This window comes from uncultured Psychrosphaera sp., assembly GCF_947500655.1.
Classification (GTDB): Bacteria; Pseudomonadota; Gammaproteobacteria; order Enterobacterales; family Alteromonadaceae; genus Psychrosphaera.
On record NZ_CANMSK010000018.1, the window covers coordinates 29,978 to 54,115 of the forward strand.

General features: G+C 36.7%; 20 protein-coding genes. 9 read left to right on the top strand and 11 right to left on the bottom strand.

All coding sequences use genetic code 11. From position 1 onward, the window contains the following. Nucleotides 1–30: 30 nt before the first annotated feature. Together Q0940_RS13855 and Q0940_RS13860 are read right to left on the bottom strand one after the other, a co-directional pair. Nucleotides 31–2,835, bottom strand: coding sequence for a bifunctional aconitate hydratase 2/2-methylisocitrate dehydratase (locus tag Q0940_RS13855; protein ID WP_299269618.1), 2,805 nt, complete (start codon nucleotides 2,833–2,835; stop codon nucleotides 31–33). 246 nt (nucleotides 2,836–3,081) lie between these two features. Next, nucleotides 3,082–3,423 carry a hypothetical protein gene (locus Q0940_RS13860; protein WP_299269621.1) on the bottom strand — a complete coding sequence of 114 codons (342 nt, stop codon included), beginning with the start codon at nucleotides 3,421–3,423 and terminating at the stop codon, nucleotides 3,082–3,084. Nucleotides 3,424–3,622: 199 nt separating this feature from the next. Here Q0940_RS13860 and Q0940_RS13865 point away from each other — a divergent pair, with 199 nt between their 5' ends. Beyond that, nucleotides 3,623–4,120: a diguanylate cyclase gene (locus Q0940_RS13865; protein WP_299269624.1), complete on the top strand. Its 498-nt coding sequence runs from the start codon at nucleotides 3,623–3,625 to the stop codon at nucleotides 4,118–4,120. A 119-nt stretch (nucleotides 4,121–4,239) separates the two neighbouring features. Here Q0940_RS13865 and tyrS read toward each other — a convergent pair whose 3' ends face one another. From tyrS to dgt, 3 genes are all read right to left on the bottom strand, one after another. Continuing rightward, nucleotides 4,240–5,439 carry a tyrosine--tRNA ligase gene (gene tyrS / locus Q0940_RS13870; protein WP_299269627.1) on the bottom strand — a complete coding sequence of 400 codons (1,200 nt, stop codon included), beginning with the start codon at nucleotides 5,437–5,439 and terminating at the stop codon, nucleotides 4,240–4,242. A 238-nt stretch (nucleotides 5,440–5,677) separates the two neighbouring features. Next, nucleotides 5,678–7,183: a carboxypeptidase gene (locus Q0940_RS13875; protein ID WP_299269630.1), complete on the bottom strand. Its 1,506-nt coding sequence runs from the start codon at nucleotides 7,181–7,183 to the stop codon at nucleotides 5,678–5,680. Nucleotides 7,184–7,308: 125 nt separating this feature from the next. Further along, nucleotides 7,309–8,757, bottom strand: a complete 1,449-nt coding sequence (dgt, locus tag Q0940_RS13880; RefSeq protein ID WP_299269633.1) for a dGTPase — start codon at nucleotides 8,755–8,757, stop codon at nucleotides 7,309–7,311. Nucleotides 8,758–9,201: 444 nt separating this feature from the next. On the opposite strand from dgt, the gene Q0940_RS13885 reads away from it, so the two are divergent. From Q0940_RS13885 to arsJ, 7 genes are all read left to right on the top strand, one after another. Next, nucleotides 9,202–9,828 (top strand): YigZ family protein, encoded by a 627-nt coding sequence (locus Q0940_RS13885; RefSeq protein ID WP_299269636.1) that lies wholly within the window; start codon nucleotides 9,202–9,204, stop codon nucleotides 9,826–9,828. 79 nt (nucleotides 9,829–9,907) lie between these two features. Beyond that, entirely contained in the window at nucleotides 9,908–10,927 is a 1,020-nt protein-coding gene (locus tag Q0940_RS13890) for a hypothetical protein (RefSeq protein ID WP_299269639.1), read from the top strand. A gap of 108 nt (nucleotides 10,928–11,035) precedes the next feature. Continuing rightward, nucleotides 11,036–11,854, top strand: a complete 819-nt coding sequence (locus Q0940_RS13895; RefSeq protein WP_299269641.1) for an ion transporter — start codon at nucleotides 11,036–11,038, stop codon at nucleotides 11,852–11,854. 228 nt (nucleotides 11,855–12,082) lie between these two features. Continuing rightward, nucleotides 12,083–12,937 carry a metalloregulator ArsR/SmtB family transcription factor gene (locus Q0940_RS13900; RefSeq protein ID WP_299269644.1) on the top strand — a complete coding sequence of 285 codons (855 nt, stop codon included), beginning with the start codon at nucleotides 12,083–12,085 and terminating at the stop codon, nucleotides 12,935–12,937. Nucleotides 12,938–13,013: 76 nt separating this feature from the next. Continuing rightward, on the top strand, nucleotides 13,014–13,505 hold the full coding sequence (locus Q0940_RS13905; RefSeq protein WP_299269647.1) for a dual specificity protein phosphatase family protein: 492 nt from the start codon (nucleotides 13,014–13,016) through the stop codon (nucleotides 13,503–13,505). Nucleotides 13,506–13,529: 24 nt separating this feature from the next. Next, the gene (locus Q0940_RS13910) at nucleotides 13,530–14,537 is read left to right on the top strand and encodes an ArsJ-associated glyceraldehyde-3-phosphate dehydrogenase (RefSeq protein ID WP_299269649.1); all 1,008 of its coding nucleotides are present in this window, start codon (nucleotides 13,530–13,532) and stop codon (nucleotides 14,535–14,537) included. Nucleotides 14,538–14,569: 32 nt separating this feature from the next. Beyond that, a complete protein-coding gene (arsJ, locus tag Q0940_RS13915; protein WP_299269651.1) occupies nucleotides 14,570–15,808 on the top strand; it encodes an organoarsenical effux MFS transporter ArsJ in 1,239 nt (412 codons plus the stop codon). 419 nt (nucleotides 15,809–16,227) lie between these two features. Here the strand turns inward: arsJ and Q0940_RS13920 are convergent, their stop codons facing one another. Then, nucleotides 16,228–16,755, bottom strand: a complete 528-nt coding sequence (locus Q0940_RS13920; protein WP_299269654.1) for a DUF2058 domain-containing protein — start codon at nucleotides 16,753–16,755, stop codon at nucleotides 16,228–16,230. A gap of 185 nt (nucleotides 16,756–16,940) precedes the next feature. Between Q0940_RS13920 and Q0940_RS13925 the strand changes: the two genes are divergently transcribed. Beyond that, nucleotides 16,941–18,869, top strand: coding sequence for a M14 family metallopeptidase (locus tag Q0940_RS13925; protein ID WP_299269657.1), 1,929 nt, complete (start codon nucleotides 16,941–16,943; stop codon nucleotides 18,867–18,869). 85 nt (nucleotides 18,870–18,954) lie between these two features. Here Q0940_RS13925 and Q0940_RS13930 read toward each other — a convergent pair whose 3' ends face one another. The 5 genes from Q0940_RS13930 to Q0940_RS13950 all read right to left on the bottom strand — a co-directional run bounded on the left by Q0940_RS13930 (nucleotide 18,955) and on the right by Q0940_RS13950 (nucleotide 23,936). After that, nucleotides 18,955–19,608, bottom strand: a complete 654-nt coding sequence (locus Q0940_RS13930) for an outer membrane beta-barrel protein (protein ID WP_299269659.1) — start codon at nucleotides 19,606–19,608, stop codon at nucleotides 18,955–18,957. A gap of 497 nt (nucleotides 19,609–20,105) precedes the next feature. Beyond that, entirely contained in the window at nucleotides 20,106–20,609 is a 504-nt protein-coding gene (locus tag Q0940_RS13935) for a hypothetical protein (RefSeq protein WP_299269662.1), read from the bottom strand. Nucleotides 20,610–20,818: 209 nt separating this feature from the next. Further along, nucleotides 20,819–21,286, bottom strand: coding sequence for a CreA family protein (locus Q0940_RS13940; RefSeq protein ID WP_299269665.1), 468 nt, complete (start codon nucleotides 21,284–21,286; stop codon nucleotides 20,819–20,821). Nucleotides 21,287–21,300: 14 nt separating this feature from the next. Then, nucleotides 21,301–22,779, bottom strand: a complete 1,479-nt coding sequence (locus tag Q0940_RS13945; RefSeq protein WP_299269668.1) for a hypothetical protein — start codon at nucleotides 22,777–22,779, stop codon at nucleotides 21,301–21,303. Between the two features lie 734 nt (nucleotides 22,780–23,513). Further along, nucleotides 23,514–23,936: a type II toxin-antitoxin system PemK/MazF family toxin gene (locus Q0940_RS13950; RefSeq protein ID WP_299269671.1), complete on the bottom strand. Its 423-nt coding sequence runs from the start codon at nucleotides 23,934–23,936 to the stop codon at nucleotides 23,514–23,516. Nucleotides 23,937–24,138: the final 202 nt, after the last annotated feature.

The window sequence follows — 24,138 nt, forward strand, 5'->3', positions numbered from 1 at the left end:
TTCATTAAAACTTGTTAACTCTTTTCGAGTTTATACCATTTTTACTGGTACAGCTTTACCTATAAACTTAGTGCTCATTTCTTCAGTAGGTGGAACAAAGTCAGTTAGGTTAATACCTTCTACTGCAGCCTTGTACTCTTCAATTGAAGGGAAACGACCTAATACAGCCGAAAGAACAACTAAAGGTGTTGAACCAAGTAATGATTCACCTTTTTTCTCAGCAGAGTCAGCTACTACACGACCTTGGAATAAACGAGTCGATGTTGCAATAACAGTATCACCTGGTTCAGCTTTCTCTTGATTACCCATACATAAGTTACAACCTGGGCGTTCAAGATACATGATATTTTCGTATTTAGTACGAGCTGTATCTTTAGGATGAACATCATCAAACTCAAAGCCTGAGTATTTTTTAAGAATATCCCAATCGCCTTCAGCTTTTAGTTCGTCAACAATATTGTATGTTGGTGGAGCAATAACTAATGGCGCTTTAAATGATACGCTACCGTTTTGCTTTTCAATGTTACGTAACATTTGAGCAACAATTTGCATGTCACCTTTATGAACCATACAAGAACCAACAAATGCTAAATCAACAGGCTTACCTTTGTAGAATGAAACCGGACGAATAACATCGTGCGTATAACGTTTAGAAACGTCTTCATTATTTACATCAGGGTCAGCAACCATAGGCTCGTCAATAACATCTAGATCAACAACTACTTCAGCAAAGTACTTAGCATTATCGTCTGGAGTTAACGCTGGAACCGCACCAGATGTTATTTCTTGAATACGCTTGTCAGCTAATGCGATTAAACCGTTAAGCGTTTTCGCTTCGTTTTCCATACCTTTGTTGATCATGATTTGGATACGGCTCTTAGCAAGTTCAAGAGACTTAACCAATGTTTCATCATTTGAAATACAGATAGAAGCTTTTGCTTTCATTTCTGCAGTCCAGTCCGTGAACGTAAATGCTTGGTCAGCCATTAACGTACCAATATGAACTTCAATTACTCGGCCTTGGAAAACGTTATCACCAAATTGCTTAAGCATTTGTGCTTGAGTTGCGTGTACTACGTCACGGAAATCCATATATGGTTTCATGTGACCTTTAAAAACAACTTTCACAGACTCAGGGATTGGCATAGTAGCTTCACCTGTTGCAAGTGCTAATGCAACCGTACCTGAATCGGCACCGAATGCTACGCCTTTAGACATACGAGTATGAGAGTCACCACCAATGATAATAGCTCGGTCATCAACAGTAAGGTCATTCAATACTTTATGAATAACGTCAGTCATTGCAGGATAAAGACCTTTAGGGTCACGTGCTGTGATTAGACCAAACTTATTCATAAAGCTCATTAGCTTAGGAATATTAGCTTGTGCCTTGCTATCCCATACTGAAGCTGTATGACAACCAGATTGGTACGCACCATCAACAATAGGAGAGATAACCATAGCAGCCATAGACTCTAATTCTTGAGACGTCATCAAGCCCGTTGTATCTTGCGAGCCAACGATATTAACCGTTACACGAACATCAGAACCAGCATGAAGATCAGCGTCAGATAAAACACCTACCGCATTTTTGTTGAATATTTTTTCAACCGCTGTAAGACCTTGCTCTGGAATTGAAATTTCTTTAGATGGAGCATAAACAAGCTCCAATGGAACACCTAGAGTTTCAGCAGCAAAGCTTTGTAATTTTTTACCAAATACTATCGCGTAAGAACCACCGGCTTTCATAAACTCAACTGATTGTGGAGTAAATGCTGAAGACACGTCTACTAGCTCTTTATCGCCGTTATATAATTTCTTAGCTTTGGTATCGATAGTAAGCACAGTGCCTGTTTCTACAGAGTAGACTTGCTCAAGAACAGGTTCACCGTTTTCATTAAGTACTGTCTTACCGTTAGCATCTGTTTTCTTAACCCAGTTTTTAAGATCAAGACCAATACCACCAGTTACGCCAACCGTTGTTAGGAAGATAGGTGAGATACCGTTAGTACCTGCAACAACAGGTGCAAAGTTAACAAATGGAATATAAGGACTTGCTTGCTCACCAGCCCATAATGCAACGTTGTTAACACCAGACATACGAGATGAACCAACACCCATAGTGCCTTTTTCAGCGATTAACATCACTTTTTTGCCTGGGTATTGTTTTTGAAGCTCTTGAATTTCAACTTGAGCTTCTGGAGAAATTAAGCATTTTCCGTGTAATTCACGATCTGAACGAGAGTGAGCTTGATTACCTGGTGATAATAAATCGGTAGAGATATCACCTTCACCAGCGATGTAAGTAACAACATCAATTTTCTCAGCAATATCAGGAAGCTTAGTAAAGAAGTCTGCTCTTGCATAGCTTTCAAGAATGTCTTTAGCTATTGCGTTACCTGCTTTGAATGCATCTTCAAGGCGACTTGTATCTGCTTCATATAAAAACACTTGAGTTTTTAACACTTCAGCAGCAGAGCTAGCTAGTGCGGCGTTGTCACCTAATACAATATCAAGTAACACTTCAATTGAAGGACCACCTTTCATATGTGACAGTAATTCAAATGCAAACTCAGGAGTGATTTCTGCTACTACAGATTCACCTAAAATGATTTCTTTTAAGAATTGAGCTTTTACACCAGCGGCACTTGTTGTCCCTGGAAGTGTGTTATATATGAAGAAGTTTAATGAATCTTCACGATATTGATTTTCTTTATCTTTGATTTGGGTAATTATTTCTGACAACAAATCTGCGCCATCAATTGGCTTAGGAGCTAATCCTAAGTCATTTTTACGACTTTCAATTTCCGCTAAATATTCTAAATACAGGCTCATTCGATACTCTCTATGATTATAAAGTGCTATTGATAAAGGCATTACCATAGTCAATTGGAGGACTATTATAGATGCCACACCGGATAAAGGGAATGGCTAGCAGTATAAATATTATAAACCGTGTGAATAGGTGATATTCACACGGTTTATAATGGTATTTATTGGGTGCCTAATGGTTATTTATAAGTGTTAACAAAACATGTTAGAGCTTATTTTATTTAATAAAATGAAGCACCTAAAGCGTAATTACTTTGAAGTACCGCATTTACCTTCGCCACATTTAGCTTCTTTTTTAGCTTTGTCACCTTTTTTAGCTTTTTTATCTGCGCCGCATTTAGCTTCGCCACACTTAGCTTCTTTATCTGCTTTTTTGTCTTTCTTGTCTTTTTTGTCTGCGCCGCATTTGCCTTCGCCACACTTAGCTTCTTTCTTAGCTTTCTCAGTTTTATCAGTTTCTGGCTCAGAAACTTCATAACCAGACTCTAATTCTTGATATTGAAATTCGGCAGCTTGAACACTTGTAATTGAAGCTACACCCATTGCCGCGATACCCATTGCTGCCAAAGTTGTTTTCTTTAATGTTTTCATATTATTTCTCTACATTTGTTAATTTTATTACATTACCCAATTAGACCTTAAATATACAAGATAAATTTCAAGCTTTATATTGTTAGATTGCTCTATAAAACTCTTATTACTTTCAAGTATCAATCCTCTAGATTAACTATAGTCAAAAAACTAAAACTTTGTCTATACTCAAAAATGAAAGAAGAACTGGAGGTCGTTTATGATTTTTGACAGCTTAAATACACCATTTAGAGATAGCCTATCTGGCTTATATAACCAAGACTATTTCACTGAAGTATTCCAAAGAGAATGGCATAGGATGTTAAGAGAAAGCGATACTTTATCTGTTATCACGGTTCACTCTCATTTAAATATTGACGATCCCGGCGACCAAGCAACGTTTAAATTAATCTCAGAAATTGTAGAGTCGTCAATAAAGCGTTCTTCCGATCTAGCCTGTCGTTTTCAGTCAAATCAAATTGTCATTGGTTTATTTAATCTAGACCAGAAAGGGACTGAAAAAATCATTAAGAGGATCATCGATTCTTTAAACCTTCAACCACCTACAGTTTTTGAACATGTAAATATATCTGTGGGTGCAGTTAATGTTTTACCTAACAGTCAACTACATATACAGAACATTTTTGAACGCACTGATATATTAGCCGAATTAGCTCAATTGGAAGGTAAGAACAATTACCAATGTGAATCGTTTTAAGGCTCATCAAAAACGCAAACGAACTAATAACAAAAAAGCCGATAACTAATACTAGTTACCGACTTTTTCTATATTTAACTTAATTGGGCTATCTAATTTAGCGGCTAATTCACACTAAATTAAACCAGTTTGATTTTACCAAACTTACGTTTACCAACCTGATAAATATCTTCACTGCCCAATTCAATAATTAGTTTAGTGTCTTCAATTTTATCTTTACCATTTAGCTTCACAGCACCTTGCTTGATCATACGATTAGCTTCAGATGTACTTGCAACTAATCCAGCTTCTTTTAACAAGTTAGTTAATGGCATTGCTTCGCCAGCTGTAACCGTAAATTCTGGAATTTCATCTGGTAAAGCATTTTTTTGGAAACGTTTAATAAAATCTTGGTGCGCTTGCTCTGCATCATTATCACTGTGAAAACGTGCAATTAGCTCTTTAGCAAGATCAATTTTAAAATCTCTTGGGTTTGCGCCAGCTTCAGCTTTGGCTTTTAACTGAGCAATTTCAGTTAATGGACGGAAACTTAATAACTCATAATAACGCCACATTAGCTCGTCAGATATAGACATTACTTTACCAAACATATCGTTTGGAGCATCGGTAATACCAATATAGTTATTTAACGACTTAGACATTTTTTGAACGCCATCAAGGCCTTCCAAAAGTGGCATCATCAATACAGTTTGTTGACGTTGGCCTTCTTCTTTTTGAAGTTCACGACCCATTAACAAATTAAAACGTTGGTCTGTTCCACCAAGCTCTACATCAGCTTTAAGTGCCACAGAATCCCAACCTTGTACTAACGGATATAAAAATTCATGAATCGCAATTGGTTGTCCACCAGCATAACGCTTTTTAAAGTCATCACGCTCAAGCATACGCGCTACAGTTTGACGAGCAGCAAGCTTGATCATATCTGCGGCACTAAATTCATCAAACCAAGTTGAGTTAAACGCCACTGTGGTTTTAGCTGGATCTAATATTTTGAACACTTGCTCTTTATAGGTTTCAGCATTTTTCAAAACGTCTTCTTTTGACAAAGGCTTACGCGTTACATTTTTACCCGTTGGGTCGCCAATTAAGCCGGTAAAATCACCAATTAAAAATATAACTTCATGACCTAGGTCTTGAAACGTTTTTAATTTATTAATAAGTACCGTATGACCTAAATGCAGATCTGGAGCTGTTGGATCAAATCCCGCTTTGATTTTAAGAGGTTTACCCTCTTTTAATTTGGCGATTAAATCGTCTTCTGGCAAGATCTGGTCTGAGCCACGTTTAATTTCTGCTAATGCTTGATTTATATCTGTCATCTTCTACTACAAAGGCACTTGGCCAATAAATTAATGTGAGGTAATGCCCGAAGTTTACTGGATATTCGCCAATAAAGTAACCTAGCTAGATTAAAAAACTAGATTTTAAAAAGCTAAATTTGAATTACAGAATGAAAAAAGCTAGTTACATGAACTAGCTTCCTGGATTCGCATAATAATAGCTTACTTTTCTTTCCTGTTTAACTGAAAAGAAACGCTAACGAAAGAACAACCATCCTTAATATTTAGCAGGCTGATTTTTACTTGGCAGTGATTTCAATATGAACTCACGCACATCTTGGTTAGATTTCTTTAAATCTTCAGCGCGTAAGTACATCATATGACCACTTCTGTAGCCTTTAAACGACAAACGCTCTTTCATAATTGAACTTCTATCTAATTGCCACATAGTATATTTGGCATCAAAGTAGTTAGTCGCACCATCATAATAACCAGATTGGATCATTACATTTAAGTATGGGTTTTGCGCCATCGCTTTACGTAAATTCTCACCACTTTTATTGCCGCTTCTATCCCACGGATGCACAGGGCCAAACATATTATATTTTAAGTCAGTTTTATAATTTAGCTCTTCAGATACATAATAATTCATAGCAGGGGTAAAGCTGTGTAACCAAGAAGTTAATTCCGCATTATAATCTGGACGCGCACCAGTGGCTTTTTCATCAATACCTAAATAACGAGAGTCTAAACGGCCAACCGTTTGTTTGCGGTCTCTTAACAACTCTTTCCAAAAATAACGAGTGTCTATATCTAAGTTACTGTTTAAAACTTCCTCAACAGATAAACCAGAATAGTGAGCCACTTTTTTGGCAATTTTTTGTTTTTCTGCGTCTGTAATAAATCCACCACGGGCAAGCGCAGGTATATATTCATTAAGAGTAAACTGCTCTACCTCTGGTAAAATTTCGGCTAAATCTTTTTTCTGTAAATCATCTGATAAAACCTTGTGATACCAAGCAGTAGCAGCAAAATAAGGTAGACGATTAGCTTGCTCTACAATGCCTTCTCGCATTATGCCTAACTCAGTAGGTGATACTAAGATAACCCCGTTAACATACATCCACTGTTGGTTTTGTAATGCTAATGCTAACCCTGAAACTCTTGTTGTCCCGTAACTTTCACCAATAAGAAATTTAGGTGAGCGCCAACGCTCTTTACGACTAACAAAAGTGTTTACCCATTCAGCTAAATATTTAATGTCTGCGTTTACGCCAAAAAATATTTTTTTCTGTTCAGCTTTTGACGGTAGCTTACCGTCTTTATTTTTCAGAATACGTGAATAGCCAGTATTAACTGGGTTTACATAGACAATATCCGCCACATCTAAAATAGAAAACTCGTTTGTTTTTACACCATAAGGCTGAAGTGGATAACCTTCTGAGTCGACATTAAGAACACGAGGGCCGGTATAGGCAATATGCATCCAAACGGAAGCTGAACCTGGGCCGCCATTGAACGAAATAACTAACGGTCGGGTGCTCTTATCTTTAATGCCCGTTCGTTCATAATAAGTATAAAACAAACTTGCTGTGGCATTACCTTCATCATCCCATACAGGCTGAGTTCCTGTCGTAGCGGTATAGTTAACTTTGTTGCCGTTAATTTTAGTACTGTGCTTAGTAACAACTGACTGATCAACATCAATATTGCGTTCATTTTCAGCTTGTGCAAACGATGACGTTAGCAGCAGCAAGCTAAGAATCGAGAATATCTTTTTCATGAATTTATTCCGGTGTTTGTTTATTAATGAACACAACTTATAACGAATATTTAACAAATTCGACTTACATAAGTTGGTTAACATTATTTTTAGGCTTAATGGTATTAGAGGTATCGATATAAGAGCTATTTAGGAAATAAGTTTTGATACTCTTCCAATGCAAACTGATCTGTCATGCCACTGATATTGTCTTGGATTAAACGACTGCGATAATAGAACTCATGCACTTTAAAGTCAGGCTTATCAGCTAAAGGCAACAAAGCTTGCTGATAAGCTTTTAAATGCTTTTTAGGTAAGCGTTTGTATAATCTAGCTTCAATCAAACCGCCCTTTTGTTCACCCGACACCATATCTTGAAACGCTTCTGTTTGCATCAAGAGTAACGGTTCGTAGGCATCTAACAATCCAGTGATTATTCGATAACCTTGTAGCTCTTTAGTTTCCACTTCACTAGTGCTAAATATATGTGTAATCGCCACTTCTTTAAACGTGCTGATCATGTCATGAAACAAGCTGCCATCTTCTAATAAAGCACGGTTTAAATCACCATCATAAACTTGTTGAATATTATCTATAAAGCTCGACGCTGCATGTTCAACTAAGGCATGTATTAATTGAACTCGTAACCAAACAAAAAATTCATGGGTTTTATTAATTGGTTCTTTATCTGCACGTGATAACGCGTAATCAACAGCTTGCTGAAAGCTTTTTCCTTTTAAAAATGCAGTGTCGGCTTGGTCGTCACTTAAACGCGTAAAGGTAGTTATTAAATGCTCAGCCAATTGTTTACAGTTTAATAAGCCTTTTTCTACCCCATCCTCAATATCAGCCAAGCAATAACTTATATCATCAGCCGCTTCCATTAAATAAGCCAAAGGAAAGCGATGACCTGGCTTTATATCAAGCTCTTCAGATAAAAGTTCAATATCTTGTTTTTCAGAATAATAAAAACCGACTTTTTTCTTTAAATAAGAGAGAGGTTTGTCTTTGTCTGGACGCATATCCAAACCACAGCGCGTGTATTTTAAAATGCTGGCCGCTTGAGAATAAGTAAGATTGAGTTTTAATAAATTAAAAATAATACGGAAGGCTTGGGCATTACCTTCAAAGCTTTTTAATTCTTGTTTGATTTGCAGAGACAGCATTTTATTGTCAGCTTGGCTAAACAATACATGTTTGTCTAAATGCTTATTAAACCAATGGTTAATTGCCGCTTCACCAAAATGCCCAAAAGGCGGGTTGCCAATATCATGCATTAAACACGACATTTCCACCAAGCTTTCCATCTCTCTTTCTAAAGTCGATAAACCATAATTTTTAGCAGTTTCGCCCAACATTTTAAATATAGTACGGACAATATGACGGCCAGTTTGCTGCACTTCCAAAGAATGAGTTAAACGACTACGTACCGCAGAGTTGCGTTCTAAAGGAAATACTTGAGTCTTTTGTTGTAAACGCCTAATTGCTGCCGACTGAATAATACGACCGCGGTCACTTTCAAACTGATCAGACACATTAGCTTTAGGGTTATTGTTGTATCTGCGAGTGGCGTTTATTTTTTTAGAGAAATCCATAGTTCAAACTGCAATTATTTGATAGTAAATGCAGTCTACCCGCAAACCATGTGATTGAATAGTAGTTAACCTGAGTTCGGGATAAGCTAGCCTCTCAGTAACGCTATTTTTGCGCCTATCTACGTTGTGTTTTCTAGTCATAGCCCGCTATGACGTACGAAACCCCGCCTTGCTATACACAAAACTTTAGTCACCGAGCTAGCGGTTAACTTAACAATTTAATTAAATATTTCGTAACTATCTGTATTTATTTAATATCTGAACAGTCAGTCGACCATCTTATCCCGAACTCAGGTTAATTAAAAACTTGACCACAAAATTCAGCACGATATTCAGCTCAACAACAAGAGCAAGGAAAAAACCAAGTTCAAATCAAACAGCAAAACATGCGATAATCCCCCTCTTGTGATAAATAATGCAATTTCATTTCAAATGGATCTTTATATGACCCGCTTCACTTTAGATAACGTGTGTAAAAACACCTTAGAGATCAAAAAGAGTCAGTTTATTACTTGGTTAATTCCTATTAGTGCTTCTCAAGGTGATCAACAAAAGCACAAGCAAGAAGTGAAAGATTATATTCAACAAGCAAAAAATGAATACCCAGACGCACGTCATCATTGTTGGGCTTATATTATGGGGGCAAATCCAAACTCAATGACTGCCGCTATGTCTGACGACGGAGAGCCGTCCGGCACTGCAGGCAAACCCATGTTAAATGTACTGCAGCATAAACCTGTTGATAATATTTTAGCGATTGTTATTCGTTATTTTGGCGGTGTTAAATTGGGTGCAGGCGGCTTAGTAAGAGCGTATTCTCAAGCTGTAGAGCAGTGTTTTTCATTGGCTGAATTAGTGCCTGTAATTCCCAAGTCCACATTAACAGTTCAAATACCTTTTTCCGATGAACAGTGGCTTAGACATCACCTTGATAAGAACCAAGGTGAAGTATTAAACACAGAATATTCAGATTTAGTTACCGTTGAAATAATTTTGCCACAAATTAACTTTATAACTATTAAGGAAGCATTGGATAGCCGAAGTTTTATTTATAAAATCGCCGATGATTAAAATTAAATAATTTTTTTTGAAAAGTGATCTAAGATCATCCGGTCTCGTATAATTAGTATTAAAATTAATTGGTTTATTTATGAAGTATCTTAATTTATTGCCAGGTGAAGTTGCATTGCAAAATGCTCCGTATTACCAAATGAAAAATAATCAGCAATGTATTCCGCAGCATTATTTAAAATATGATCATAATCTTGCTAGCGTAGAAAAGCTGGTAATAGATATAGAATATAGCAACCAATACCCTATTTTTGTGTCTGAAGACAATGGTGGCATTTACTTACAAGTTGGCATTATTGGTTACGACAATTACCGAGTACAAACTGAACAACCAAAGTCTAAAATTGTATATGGCCGTAAATGGCGAGTAGAGCCACAGCTTCCTACCTCTGAAATTATTCAAACCGCATTATTGGCGGTAAAAGTTGCAAGAGAGCATGAAATAAGAGAATTATTTAGAATGTCGGTTGAAGACAAGTCAACCACACCATTTAACAATCATCATGACTTACCTTTGTTAAGCCAAAATCACAGCTGTTTAACGGAGCAAAATAAGAGCAACTCGTGGGCCGAGTTACAGCTATGCCTTGACGAAATATCTTACGACAAAGCAAACTTCTTTATACACAATATACATAGCCTTCAATCTGGCAGTCACATTATTGAACTTGAAGTATTACCCGCTGAAAATACAAAATTGCCTGAATTATTAACTGAGCAATATATTGTGTTAACTATTGAACAACATAATAAAAATGAATTACTGTTTGAGTTAATGTCGCAACTTATCCATTTAAGTAACCGTCATGTAGAAGAAAACTTTAATTACGCAGGCGTTGCTCGTTTTAGCCGTAAACTTCAAGTTGAGCGAATTGCCGAGTTGTCTGTAAATACCCGTCAACTGCATAAAAACAATGCTTTGAATAACAACAGTGATTTAGATGAATTTACTCAGCAATGGCAAAATGCCAATTACGAAACAGACTTAACTCGTGTACCAGAAGTTAAATCTGCAGCTTTAGCTGAAAAAATCAAAGCACGCTTAGCTCATTTTCATCCACTTGAAGGTGTTCTTCCTACATTTAACGTGACTCCATAACACGCTAGGAAATAGGCCACATAAAAGCCTACAAATTCAACTATTTGTTTATACAGAATTTAATGTAAACTAGGCCTTTATTAAATTCTGTTTCAAATATAACAACCTATGAAATTATCTAGCGCAACAAACCTCTTTGTTAAAATCCGTAGTAACAAATTATTCGAACTGTTTGTTATCTCAGTAATTATTGCCTCTGCATTATTAGTTGGTGTGAAAACCTACGACGTTTCATCGACGATGCACACTATCACTAATTATTTAGACATTTTTATTACTGTATTTTTTATCTGTGAAATCTCTATTAGGTGGTTATCCGAAACTAAAAAGCTCAACTTCTTTAAAGATTTCTGGAATGTGTTCGACACCATTATCGTCATCGTCAGTATTATTCCAATTGAAAATAGTGACATGGCACTTATTGCACGTCTGGTTCGTGTATTCAGAGTATTAAGGATGATCTCCTTTATTCCAGAGCTGCGTATTTTATTAACCTCGTTAATTAAAGCCATGCCGCAACTTGGCTATGTCATGTTGTTAATGTTTATTATCTTTTATATGTATGCCGCCGTGGGCAGCACCTTATTTGAAGACATTAATCCGGATTTATGGGGCGATATCACTATTTCCTTATTAACACTTTTCAGAGTCATGACTTTTGAAGATTGGACCGACGTTATGTATGAAACTATGGTTGTGTATCCAATGAGTTGGATATTTTACTTAACCTTTATCTTCTTCACCGCCTTCGCATTTTTAAATATGGTTATTGGTATTGTGGTGAATGTAATGGAAGAAGAACACGCCAACGCCCGTGAAGAACATCAAAAAGAATTACAAGATGAAGTTGTTGCCGAACAAGACGAAAAGCTCAATAACATCTTGAATGAAATAAAAAAACTACAACAGCAAATCGCTGATAAATAAATTCAAACAAACGGACTCCTAATACACTCTTATGTGATTGACAACATAAGAGTGTAACTCCAATCTCTGCACTCCTCAGTTATTATCAACAGCCAGCACTATAGATCCGCCTTAGTTTTACTAAATTCTCACTTACGAAAACTTGTTTATTATTTTCCACAAATCTTTACATATGATTTTTTGCATATACAATATATTGCATATTAATGACATTAAGTATATTGCGCTATGGTAGAAACAATAAAAAAACGAACGGTTCTGTTTTTATGCACGGGTAATTCTGCACGCTCACAAATGGCTGAAGCTTTATTAAAACACAAAGCCGGAGATCTGTTTGATGTTTATAGTGCCGGTACTCAACCTGACACCATTGACACTCGTACTATTGAAGCACTAAGAAAGTTTGGTTTAGACGCCGACTATTTAGTTTCTAAGCATATCAACACCTTTGCAGGACGAGCTTTTGATTACGTCATAACCTTATGCGACAAAGCCAATAATGAATGCAGAAGTTACCCTAATGCAGGTAAGCAACTAGCATGGGACTTCCCAGATCCTAAAACTCGTTCAGGTAACCATCCATTTTCCACAACATTAAGCGAGATTAATAATCGCATTTCGATGTTTCTACAGGTTGAGGTTAGTATTGAAGAGAGCAGTGCTAATGATCAGAGCGGCGCAGAAATTAAAGCTAAAAACAGCTCACTCAAGAACTCAACTGAACAACTTACTGACTTTGACCCTATCGGTTTTTATAAAACGCTAACCGATGATATTCGGTTAAAAACCTTGATGTTAACGCATTATCACGGTGAACTTTGTGTTTGCGAATTGATGGAAGCGATGGACGTAAACAGTCAACCTAAGATATCTCGCAATCTTGCTCTATTAAAAAAGGCCCAAGTTCTCACCGACAGAAAACACGGTCAGTGGGTGTTTTATCGTATCAATCCAGAATTACCATTATGGGCTAAGTCTGTCATTGCACAGACCACAGAAAATAATATTCCACTGATAGAAACAAAACTTCAACGCTTAGCTGACATGCAAAATAGACCTGACCGAGCAAGTTTCTGTAAGTAGTTATATTGAAGTAGCTATGTATAAGCAGCGATGCTACTTCAAAGTTTAATTTGCTTAACAACAAAAAGAGAATTTTATGCAAACACACCCTTATGATGTTTTAACACTAGAAAACGGTGCAAAACTTATTTTCACTCCCTGCCCTGGTACAAAAGCTCAAGGGTTAGAAGAGTCGTTAGCCACGCTTAAACAAGCTGGCGTCAACATGTTACTGACCTTAATGTTTGATGAAGAAATGAAAAAAAACGACGTTCTTTCTTTACCAACAGAATGCGAAAAGCAAGGTATAACTTGGCTGCAATTACCGATTTTAGATGATGCTGCACCAAGCCAAGAATTTGAGTCTCAGTGGAATAAACACAAAACGAATATTCTTAAGGTCATTAATAAACAAGGGACGATTGCCGTTCACTGCAAAGGTGGCTCTGGCAGAACCGGATTAGTCATTGGCCTTATTCTTTTGGCGTTTGGTTACTCTGGTGAAAAGGTAATTGAAGAGGTGCAGAACATACGACCTAAAGCTTTACTTAATCCAGCACAATTAAATTACTTTAACTCTTATTTATAACCGAATATTCGATAGGACAAACTAATGACAATTAAAATAGGTATTAACGGTTTTGGCCGTATGGGTCGTTTATCAATGCGCGCTGCGTATGATTGGGATGATATTGAAATAGTACAAATTAACGATCCCGCAGGCGATGCTGCCACTTTAGCGCACTTAATGATGTTTGATTCTGTACACGGTAAATGGCATCACGAAGTGGATGCTGAGCACAACAGTCTTATAATAAATAGTCATGCTATTGCTTGTACTCAAAACACAGCAACTCAAGATACTGATTGGTCGCAATGTGACGTGGTGATTGAAGCCTCAGGTAAAATTAAAACCAAAGCTTTACTACAAGGCTATTTAGATCAAGGCGTTAAACGTGTTGTGGTTACCGCACCAGTAAAAGAAGATGGCGTATTAAATATCGTCATGGGTGTTAATGACAATTTATACAATAAAGCTGAACACCCAATTGTTACAGCTGCATCTTGTACTACAAACTGCCTAGCGCCTGTGGTTAAAGTTATTCATGAAAACCTTGGTATTAAACACGGTTCAATGACAACTATTCATGACATTACTAATACGCAAACGATTATTGATGCACCACACAAAGACTTACGCCGCGCACGCTCTTGTGGCACAAGCTTAATCCCAACTACCACAGGTTCAGCCACTGCCATTACTCATATATTCCCTGAGTTAAAAGGCAAATTAAATGGCCATGCTATTCGTGTTCCATTAACCAATGCGTCAATCACCGATTGTGTGTTTGAGCTGGAAAAAGCCACCACAGTAGAACAAGTAAACGCCTTGTTAAAAACCGCGTCTGAAGGTGAGTTAAAGGATATTTTAGGTTATGAAGAACGCCCGCTAGTTTCTATTGATTATAAAACCGATCCTCGCTCAGGCATTATTGATGCGTTATCAACTATGGTGATAAATGACACTCAATTGAAATTATACGTTTGGTATGACAACGAATGGGGTTATGCAAATCGTACCGCAGAATTGGCAAGAATGGTTGGTTCTTTAGATAAATAGAGTTTTAGACAGATAAATAAAGAGTAACGACAATGAGCCTAAATTTCTTAACCAGTTTGCCTACGCAAATTAAACAATACTTAATTATCACAGGTAATTACTGGGCATTTACCTTAACCGACGGCGCACTGCGCATGTTGGTGGTGTTGTATTTCCATCAGTTGGGATACGACCCGCTCAGTATTGCCATGCTATTTTTGTTTTACGAAATATTTGGCGTAATTACCAACTTAGTTGGCGGCTGGTTAGGCGCTAAGTTAGGCCTCAACAAAACCATGAACATAGGGTTGGGATTGCAAATTATAGCTCTAGCTATGTTAACCGTTGATGCGACTTGGCTCACTGTTATTTATGTTATGGCCGCTCAAGCATTGTCGGGTATTGCCAAAGACCTAAATAAAATGAGTGCAAAAAGCTCAATCAAGTTATTAGTACCAGAAGACACACAAGGTAAATTATACAAATGGGTGGCTATTTTAACGGGCTCTAAAAATGCCCTTAAAGGCGTTGGTTTTTTCCTTGGTGGCTTGTTACTAACCTTGTTTGAATTCCGTGGTGCCGTGCTCATTATGATGAGCATGTTAATACTGGTTTGGTTGTTTAGTTTATTTACCCTTAAACAAGACTTAGGCAAAGCCAGCTACAAACCTAAATTTAAAGACATCTTATCAAAAAGCAAACCCATCAATATATTATCCGCAGCTCGTTTGTTTTTATTTGGCGCAAGAGACGTTTGGTTTGTGGTCGCCCTTCCAGTTTATTTAGCGGTTACCTTTAATTGGGATCACTGGTGGGTTGGCGGATTTATGGCATGCTGGGTAATTGGTTACGGCATAGTGCAATCTATTGCGCCTTCTATTACTAATAGAGGTGCTACTAGATCTGAAGATAGCAAAGCAAATACACCTGCAAAATTAGCATTCTTTTGGGCAAGTTTATTAGCTATATTACCGGCATTAATCGCACTGGCATTGCACTTTGAGTTTTATATTCAAACCTCATTAATAGTCGGCCTATTAATATTCGGCGCAGTGTTTGCGATTAACTCGTCATTACATAGTTATTTAATTGTCAGCTTTGCCGACAAAGACGGCGTATCGTTAGACGTAGGCTTTTACTACATGGCAAACGCCATGGGCAGATTAATTGGTACGGTATTGTCTGGCTGGGTTTATCAAAATTACGGCTTGGAAGCTTGTTTATGGATATCTTGTGGCTTTGTAATATTAGCGGCTTTATTGTCGTTGGGGTTGGAGAAAAAGCGGTTTTAAGCTGGAAGGTTTTAAGGCTGGAAAGCTAGAAGGTAAAAAGGCGGTGTAACGATGTTAGAGTTGCGAGTTACGAGTTACGAGTTACGAGTTACGAGTTACGAGTTACGAGTTACGAGTTACGAGTTACGAGTTACGAGTTACGAGTTTGAAATTCACATCATTTAGCAGGAATTACAAGCTTTTGCTTTTGCTTTTGCTTTTGCTTTTTCTCCCGCTTCAAAGCATCTGTAGCAAATATAACTTTTCTCAAATCGAGCGGGCATGGATGCCCGATTGAGGAAAATGTTCAGGGACGAATGTTTTTCCGTATTTGACGAGTAAAGTTATTATTTAATACAAATTTTAATCTAGAAAATAGAAATTTAAGTATAAACTGAGGAAAAATAAAAGGGCCACTCAGGCCCCTTCTGAGAAAAACCCTACCACATTAAGTCGTCTGGAATGACGTAATCTGCGTATGGGTCGTCTTCTTCAACTTCTTGGATTTCATTTTGAGAGACTAAAACTGAGTCATCTCTTAATGCTATTTTCCCTGAAACCACACTTGGAATGACGGCGTAGTCGTCAGCACCAGTTTCACCAAAGCGCACAATACTTAATAAGCCGTTGGCTAATTGGCGTTGGATTTTGTCTGACACGGTTAGCTTTTTAACGGCAGTTCCGTCGGTAAAGTTATATGCAACATTGCCGTGAGAAATGTCCAGCATGTTCATTTCTATTAACTGTTTGATTTGCGCTTGCACCGCTTTAGCTGATGCTTGCTGTTTTATTTGCTCATTTAGCTCTTTGTCTTTAGCTAATTGTGCTGCACGTTTTTCTTCTGTTGCCGCTTGAACTTCACGTTTCATATCACGTGTTTTTTTGCTGGCTTTTTTTGCACGTTTTGCTTTTTTTTCGTTTGTAAGACCAGCTTGTAACAACTGCTCTTGTAATGACATTTGTGCCATTTGAATATCCAATAAGTCTGCTTAATGGCGATATTATCGGCCACTGATAAATTATTTCAACCACTGATTTCAGTAACTGGATAAACAGCTCAGTAACAACTTTATAAACACTCACAAAATAAATACTACTTGGTGGCATTTTTAGTACAATGACCTGAATGTCTTACCTTATGGAATTTACTAATATGCTCTTGAATTTAGGCTCCAACTCAACTAATAAGTTATTAATAACCCTGATCATTTCAGTCTTGTTTGGTTTTACCAGTAACCAAGCTCTTGCAGACGATGCGTTTGCTAACAACAACTTACTTCCGCCAATTAAACCTTGGCAAGGTAAAAGCCAAGAACTACTTAAAGGTAAGTCAGGCAAATGGCAAACTGGATTTGAAAAATCCAATATGCAGTCCACACCAAATTATGATGACAGCATAAAGTACATCACCGCTTTGGCAAACTCTGAACCGCAGTTTAATTTAACCAGCATTGGTAAAAGCCCACAAGGCCGAGACATTTGGATGTTAATTGCTTCCAAAGATGGGGCTAAAACCCCAGAGCAGTTACGTAGTAATAAAAAGCCAACTCTATTTATTCAAGCAGGTATTCACTCAGGGGAAATAGACGGTAAAGACGCAGGCTTTATGTTGTTACGCGACATAAGTAAACACAACAAAGGTCATTTATTAGACCAAGTAAATTTACTTTTTATCCCTATTTTAAATGTAGACGGACACGAACGTTCAACCCCACATAACCGGGTAAACCAACGAGGCCCTAGTAATATGGGTTGGCGTACAACGGCGCAAAACTTAAACCTTAACCGTGATTATGCCAAAGCAGACACGCCAGAAATGCAAGCGCTTATTAACACTATAAACCTTTGGAAACCAACACTGTATTTAGATATTCATGTTACCGACGGTGAAGATTATCAGTACGATATTACTTACGGCTTTAACGGCACACACGGTTATTCACCAAATATCAGTAAGTGGTTAGATACACAATTAAAACCTGTGATTAATACTGAGCTTAGCAAAAATGGGCACTTAGGCGGTCCACTTACTTTTGGCATGGACAATAAAGATTTTGCTAAAGGTTTATTTGGTTGGACGGCCAGCCCAAGATACAGCAACGGCTGGGGCGACGCTCGCCACTTGCCAACTATATTAGTGGAAAATCATTCTTTAAAACCGTACCACCAGCGTGTTTTAGGCACGTATGTTTTCTTGGAAACCATAATCAACAAATTAGCTAAAAGTGGTCACGAGCTAATTACAGCAACCCAAAAAGACATTAACCGTAAAAGTAAAACCTTGCCATTGTCTTGGTCTGCGGATTCAGACAATCCTGAATATATGGATTTCCAAGGCATGGAATACCAACAAGCCGTGGATAAGTTAACGGGAATTCAATATATAAAATGGACAGGCAAAGCCAAAACGTACAACGACTTGCCAATCTTTTGGGCGCGTAAACCAAGTGAAGTGGTCACAGTACCAAACGCTTATTACATTCCACCGCAGCATCTTGAGGTAATTAAGCGCTTACAAAACCAAGGCATTAAGTTCGAGGTATTAAGCAAAGCACAAAAGCTTAAAGTAACCGAACTAACCGCAAAAGACTACAGCTTTGGTAAAGTACCGTTTGAGGGACATTTAACCGCAGACGCTAAATTTGACGCAAACATTGTTAACAAAACATTTCCAGTAGGCACTATTAAAGTACCAACCGAACAGAAGTTAGGTACATTGGCTGTTACCTTATTAGACCCAAGAGCGCCAGATTCTTACTTTAAATGGGGCTTCTTCAATCAGATGTTCCAACAAACAGAATACATAGAAAGCTACGCTATGGTGCCACTAGCGCATAAAATGTTGAACAATGATGATAAATTGAGAAAAGAATTCATGGCTAAATTTGGTGAAACCGAGAGCAAACAAATTGCGGACACAAGCACTAAAGAGAAAGCAGCTAAAAAAGCAGGATCACTACAGGAGTTGTTCTCAGGTTCTTCTGAAAACCAGTCTGCCGAGAAAATGAAATGGTTATATCAACGTTCGGTTTATTACGACAACCAACACTTGAAATATCCAGTGTTGATACAAATGAATTAACAACTTTTAAAGCAAATCCAAAACTAAAAAGCCTAGATGTTAACGTAAAACATCTAGGCTTTTTGGGAGTTATTGTTGCTAACTATTAAAAGAAGTAGCTCGCACCAATCCCTACAATACTAGTATCGCCGTCTGTTGAAATACCTGCATTAATTGCAAAGTTTTCATTAAATAAATAATCAGCAGACAAGTTAAAACTATCTTCGCTGTCACTTCCGCCGTCATACTCAAGATTAGTTACTGAATATGCACCCTTAACTTGCAGAGCGTTAGTGATAGCGGTAACAAAACCAACTTCTATATTTGTGCCATTAGCATCTGTACTTTCAGTCTCAGATCCATAACCTTCTACACTTACCGTAACTTCTGCAGTTTGGCTGATAAAACCAGCAGAAGCAAAAACATCCCAATTAGGCGTTAATGTGTGCTTAAAACCAAGTCCTAGACCTAAACTAGATAGGCTCACTTCACCTTTAATATTAACGGAAAAGAATGAATATGAATATTCATCAGAAACCGATGAATAACCTGCGTAAGTAAAAAAGCTGTCATTTAAAAGATAACTCCCTCCAACCGACAGTCCACTTAAAGACAAACCATCACTATCATCACTGCCTTCAGTTACATAAGTTGCAGAAACTTTATTCCATTTAACCAGGCTTGTATCCGCTTCTTCTGCATTTACAAAACCAGTTGCCATTACTGATGCCAAAAGAGTAGCTAAACATTTAATTTTCATACTTTTAATTCCTTAATCCTTGTATGTGATAAGTCGATAATACTATCCATAACAACAAAAGTTTACAATGCAAACTTAATCCACTTTTAACGTTTCAGCCCAATGCCAAGCTTCTGTTTTGTACAAAGGAACGGTAGACAATGCGTGATGGTGACTTGTTTAGTTTGTTTGGACTCTTTTCAAAAAGAGTAAAAAAAGCAATTCCAAGTACATTCAAGGAGAGGTTTGCCCAATTTGTTCAGGAGAATTGATTATCACTAATAATTTTTTTAATTGGCAACTCGCATGTAAAAATTATCATGTCGAAGGGATAGTTGAAGAAAGAATCCGTAATAGCTGATTCAGTCAGTTAGACCTTAAATTGGAAAGCCTCGAATTAACGACTGATCCCCACCAAATAAAAAGCCTAGATGTTAACGTAATAACAGCTAGGCTTTTTCTATCTTAGTTTTATAAAACATTATTCTACAACTGTCATTTTGATGACGGTTATTATTTTATTTAGCGTAATTAGATAACCATTTTGATATATAACGCCCTTGAGCAAGCGATATCTTTTCAAGTCTGTCACATGCACCAAACGCAACAGCTGAGCTTATTGATTGAGTCGTAGAATGTAAAACCTTTCCATTTTTTACAATAGAAGCTTTGGCTTCTGCAGCCGAGCTAGGTCTAATAGCCATAAACAACCATTTATGAGACTCTACATTTGTATACTCAACTTTTAATTCATACTGTTCAGGTGTTATTGAATTACTAGGTAATACTTTAAGGGCGCTAGTTTTAGAAGAGTCTAAAATAGATTTTTCTAATCCTGACAACATTGCGCAATCAGTTTTAAATGCTCCATCCTCAATTCCTTCTGAAAAAGTAACGTCTGTTAAATAAAAAGATTCCGCTATTTTATCACGCTCATGAACTACAACCTTATGCGCTCTTTTATGACTACAGCCAACCATAAAAACACTAATAAGACAGATCATTAATAATCTATTAAACAAATTTTAATTCCTTCTATACTTTTAATATATGCAAATGTATTTTTCAGGTTAAATTTTAAACCTAGTTATTTAGTAACTTTTTCACAATTGCCGTTTGGTAAATAGCAATTTAACAACTAATTACCTAAGGAGCAATTATTTGTTAATTAAAAAACAACAAGTTAACCACTATAAGTAGAATTGAAAAGTTAACTTTTATAATCGAAAAACTAGTTACTTTTTAACGTTTCAGCCCAATGCCAAGCTTCTGTTTTGTACAAAGGAACGGTAGACAATGCGTGATGGTGACTGCCGTTGGTTTCTTTGGTTGAATAAGATAAATACATTAAGGTGTTGGTTTTCTTATCAAAAATACGACGCACTTTTAAGCTTTTTAATAAAATGCTCTTAGACTCACGAAAGATCACTTCGCCATTGTTGGATAAATCAATACCATCAAGATGCTCTGGTAAAATAGGTCCAGTTTGACGACAAGCAATAGACATATCGGACGGATCAGAGAAATCCAAATCCGCTTCAATGTGACTAATATGACAAGTAACTCCCGGAATTTTAGGATCTTGCTCCGCCTTGATGATCACATCTTTAGTAGTAAACAGCCCCAAACTCACCTTCCCTGCATCTTCTGTACAAGCCGTAAGCGCAACAGCCAATATTAATGTAACTAACAGTTTCATATTTGTTCCTTTGTTTATTTTGATTTTTTATTTACCGCTTCCAACACATCCATAATAAAGTTCGATTTATCTTTTTCAGAATTATTCTTTGAAAAAACTTGGGTTATCAATTTAATTTTGGTGTCACGCTTAAACTCCAGTTGTTCTTGTTCTGTCATATTCTTACAATCTAGAGAGTTCGTTATTTGCTCAGCAAGAATTGCGGCTTTCAACATCATCATTTTTTCAGTATTAAGTGAGACTATATGTTTAATCAAAAAAAATAAAACACCTGATAAGCCACCAATAATAAGTGTTGAGGCGGTTATTAATGGTAGTCGACTGAGTAGTATATCCCATGCACTTACTTGAATAAGAGAAGGTAAAATTTCGATAAAACTTTCCCCATTTGTATAAATATACTTGGCCATACAAGCTAACATTACAAAGGTAATAAATGCGAAGAAGTAGTAAGGTTTAAGTTGTTTAGATGTTTCATTAGAATGGCCAACCATATCAAGAGTTGTTAAATTCTTTTCTCTATTAGCATCATTTAACTCTTGTCTGATCAATTGCAGTGAATCACTAACAACCTTTGATTCCTTTTGAATCCCTTCAAGCTTTAAGTGTTCATTTTTGTAAAACGAAGCTTCAGCTTTAATTTTTGCTTGAACTACGTCTAGCGACTCCCTTTCTTCAACAACACGACTTGCTAACTTTTCGTACTCTCTGCTTGTATTATCTAAATCTTTGCGAGCTTTATCTAAAGCTATTTTACTACTATCAAGACTACTCTCGGTGTGAGACTTCTCTTGTTCTAAAGCTTGAATATCCCTCTGGATCGTATAATACTTTTCTAGTCTACTATTAATTAACACATTGATATTATGAAATTTTCTTTCGATATTTTCAATTGCAATCAGTGGTAAGTCACTTGCATTTTGTAGTGCCTTTTCAGTGCGCTCAAGCGTTTTATAGTCTGTAAGCAATGAACTGTACTTAGCAATTTTTACAGACAGAAAATCACAACGTCTTGGTAAAATAAGCCCCAAAACAACATCATGAACCTTGTAGGTACTAACTAATGAACTTTTTATGGAGTGTCCCGAGCGAGTTGATCTTTTAGTAGTAAACTTCTTTTCCATCCCTTTAAAAGATATTAACCTTACCGCTCCTTCATTTTCATTTGTAGGCACATTTTTACATTGAATGTCAGATATAATTACGGGTTCAGAAAACAATACTACACATTCACCACGCAATGCGCTTTCATCATAGTTAGCTATAAGCAAGGCTCCAGCAGAGAACTTTAGTTCATCATTGATAAAACTATCTGGATTAAATTCCTCAAAGAATCTTATCAACCGTGGGGATTTACCATTGTCGTACTTAGTAAAGAAGGAATCTAAACTAGATAGATATTCATCAAACGGTTTTGAAATATTTTTGATATCTATTCCACTGAACAACTCACTCAAGTCAATATCTTCCATGTCTTCTCTTTGATTAATCATTCGTTTTCCGTAGCTACACTATATCTCGATACATTGAGTGTATCAGGTTTAAAATCACTCTGTATATTAGTTAAATATGTTAGCGAAAAATAATGAAAAACACTTCATTTTAATTATTTTTTTAAAAGCGAACTGTAAGGTTCGCTTTTTATCTTTGCGCTCTTGCTTTGCTTTTCTTCTCCATCACAAAATCACTTTGTTAAATATTATTTTTTATAAAATTCGAAGCATGGATGCTGAGCAAGGGCTTTTTCATGGACGAAAGTTAAGCCCGTTTTTACATAAACAAAAATAACTATTTAATAAAGTATTGGATTTTGGTTGGAAGCGGCGCTCTGTTTTATTATAAGAGCGGCTTACATTTTTGGCTGTTGAAAAAAGGTATGGTCGCCGTCAAGGTGAAACCTTAGTGTTCAGCCAAATACAATGTCACAGTTGAAATACGAAACCCAAATCCCCTTCACCTTTTTTGGCTGTTAAAAAAGGTAACTCACCGTCAGCAGAAACCTAATAGCTAATTAAAAATTGGTCATTAAAAACGACAAAGGCACCCATAAGGTGCCTTAATTCATACCACTAGAGACTTGTCATCGTTATTCTAGCGGTAGCTACAAGTTAATGTAGTCTCAAAAGCCCGATACAAAAGTAGAGCGGGAACTAGGTAATTATAGTTTTTTTAATTAAAAACTCAATAACGGATTAAAACTATTCCTTGGTTGGCTCATATACTCTTGTTATTTCAGTAAATATCCTGCCCCAATACTATGTATTACACCTTCAGTGATACAAGCTAATAATTCAGAAGGAATAAGTTCATTGTAATATTTTCTGTTTTTTGACTTTCCTATCCTGATCAAATCTAGCCTATGAAAAGCAACTCTATAAATCATGTCGCATTTCACCCAATATTGATTATTATGCCCTTGAAAGAAAGGGCTAGGAGGTAAGTATCCAGAGTCAATTTTCACATGGTGCTTTTCGATAAGCACTGGTTCTTTAGTGCTTATAGGAACGACTGTACATAAACCACTTTTCCTTCTTGAGCGAGGTGATATCACAATAACTGGTCTTTTTTTTACCATTTCAGGTGGTTTAAAAGCATTTGTAAAATCACACATCAACATTGCTCCCCTTTGAGGATGAAACTTGATAGCCATATTTTAATCCGTTAAAAATTGTTTAACACATAGTACAAATAATATTAGCAATTAAATTCACTTATGGTGCGGTTCTAGTTGACGGTTGAAAATATAGTTTAGTAAAAAACCTCTCTATACCACTAATTAATAAAGTTTTTATTTAACCAGCCGATGTATAAATTAACAGCACATTTTAAATTATGTTTCTGCTTGAATAAAA

Bases quoted from the DNA above. Each gene is read 5' to 3' on its own strand.
- Q0940_RS13855 (WP_299269618.1), bottom strand. From the start codon at position 2,835: ATGAGCCTGTATTTAGAATATTTAGCGGAAATTGAAAGTCGTAAAAAT.
- Q0940_RS13860 (WP_299269621.1), bottom strand. From the start codon at position 3,423: ATGAAAACATTAAAGAAAACAACTTTGGCAGCAATGGGTATCGCGGCA.
- Q0940_RS13865 (WP_299269624.1), top strand. From the start codon at position 3,623: ATGATTTTTGACAGCTTAAATACACCATTTAGAGATAGCCTATCTGGC.
- tyrS (WP_299269627.1), bottom strand. From the start codon at position 5,439: ATGACAGATATAAATCAAGCATTAGCAGAAATTAAACGTGGCTCAGAC.
- Q0940_RS13875 (WP_299269630.1), bottom strand. From the start codon at position 7,183: ATGAAAAAGATATTCTCGATTCTTAGCTTGCTGCTGCTAACGTCATCG.
- dgt (WP_299269633.1), bottom strand. From the start codon at position 8,757: ATGGATTTCTCTAAAAAAATAAACGCCACTCGCAGATACAACAATAAC.
- Q0940_RS13885 (WP_299269636.1), top strand. From the start codon at position 9,202: ATGACCCGCTTCACTTTAGATAACGTGTGTAAAAACACCTTAGAGATC.
- Q0940_RS13890 (WP_299269639.1), top strand. From the start codon at position 9,908: ATGAAGTATCTTAATTTATTGCCAGGTGAAGTTGCATTGCAAAATGCT.
- Q0940_RS13895 (WP_299269641.1), top strand. From the start codon at position 11,036: ATGAAATTATCTAGCGCAACAAACCTCTTTGTTAAAATCCGTAGTAAC.
- Q0940_RS13900 (WP_299269644.1), top strand. From the start codon at position 12,083: ATGGTAGAAACAATAAAAAAACGAACGGTTCTGTTTTTATGCACGGGT.
- Q0940_RS13905 (WP_299269647.1), top strand. From the start codon at position 13,014: ATGCAAACACACCCTTATGATGTTTTAACACTAGAAAACGGTGCAAAA.
- Q0940_RS13910 (WP_299269649.1), top strand. From the start codon at position 13,530: ATGACAATTAAAATAGGTATTAACGGTTTTGGCCGTATGGGTCGTTTA.
- arsJ (WP_299269651.1), top strand. From the start codon at position 14,570: ATGAGCCTAAATTTCTTAACCAGTTTGCCTACGCAAATTAAACAATAC.
- Q0940_RS13920 (WP_299269654.1), bottom strand. From the start codon at position 16,755: ATGGCACAAATGTCATTACAAGAGCAGTTGTTACAAGCTGGTCTTACA.
- Q0940_RS13925 (WP_299269657.1), top strand. From the start codon at position 16,941: ATGCTCTTGAATTTAGGCTCCAACTCAACTAATAAGTTATTAATAACC.
- Q0940_RS13930 (WP_299269659.1), bottom strand. From the start codon at position 19,608: ATGAAAATTAAATGTTTAGCTACTCTTTTGGCATCAGTAATGGCAACT.
- Q0940_RS13940 (WP_299269665.1), bottom strand. From the start codon at position 21,286: ATGAAACTGTTAGTTACATTAATATTGGCTGTTGCGCTTACGGCTTGT.
- Q0940_RS13945 (WP_299269668.1), bottom strand. From the start codon at position 22,779: ATGATTAATCAAAGAGAAGACATGGAAGATATTGACTTGAGTGAGTTG.
- Q0940_RS13950 (WP_299269671.1), bottom strand. From the start codon at position 23,936: ATGGCTATCAAGTTTCATCCTCAAAGGGGAGCAATGTTGATGTGTGAT.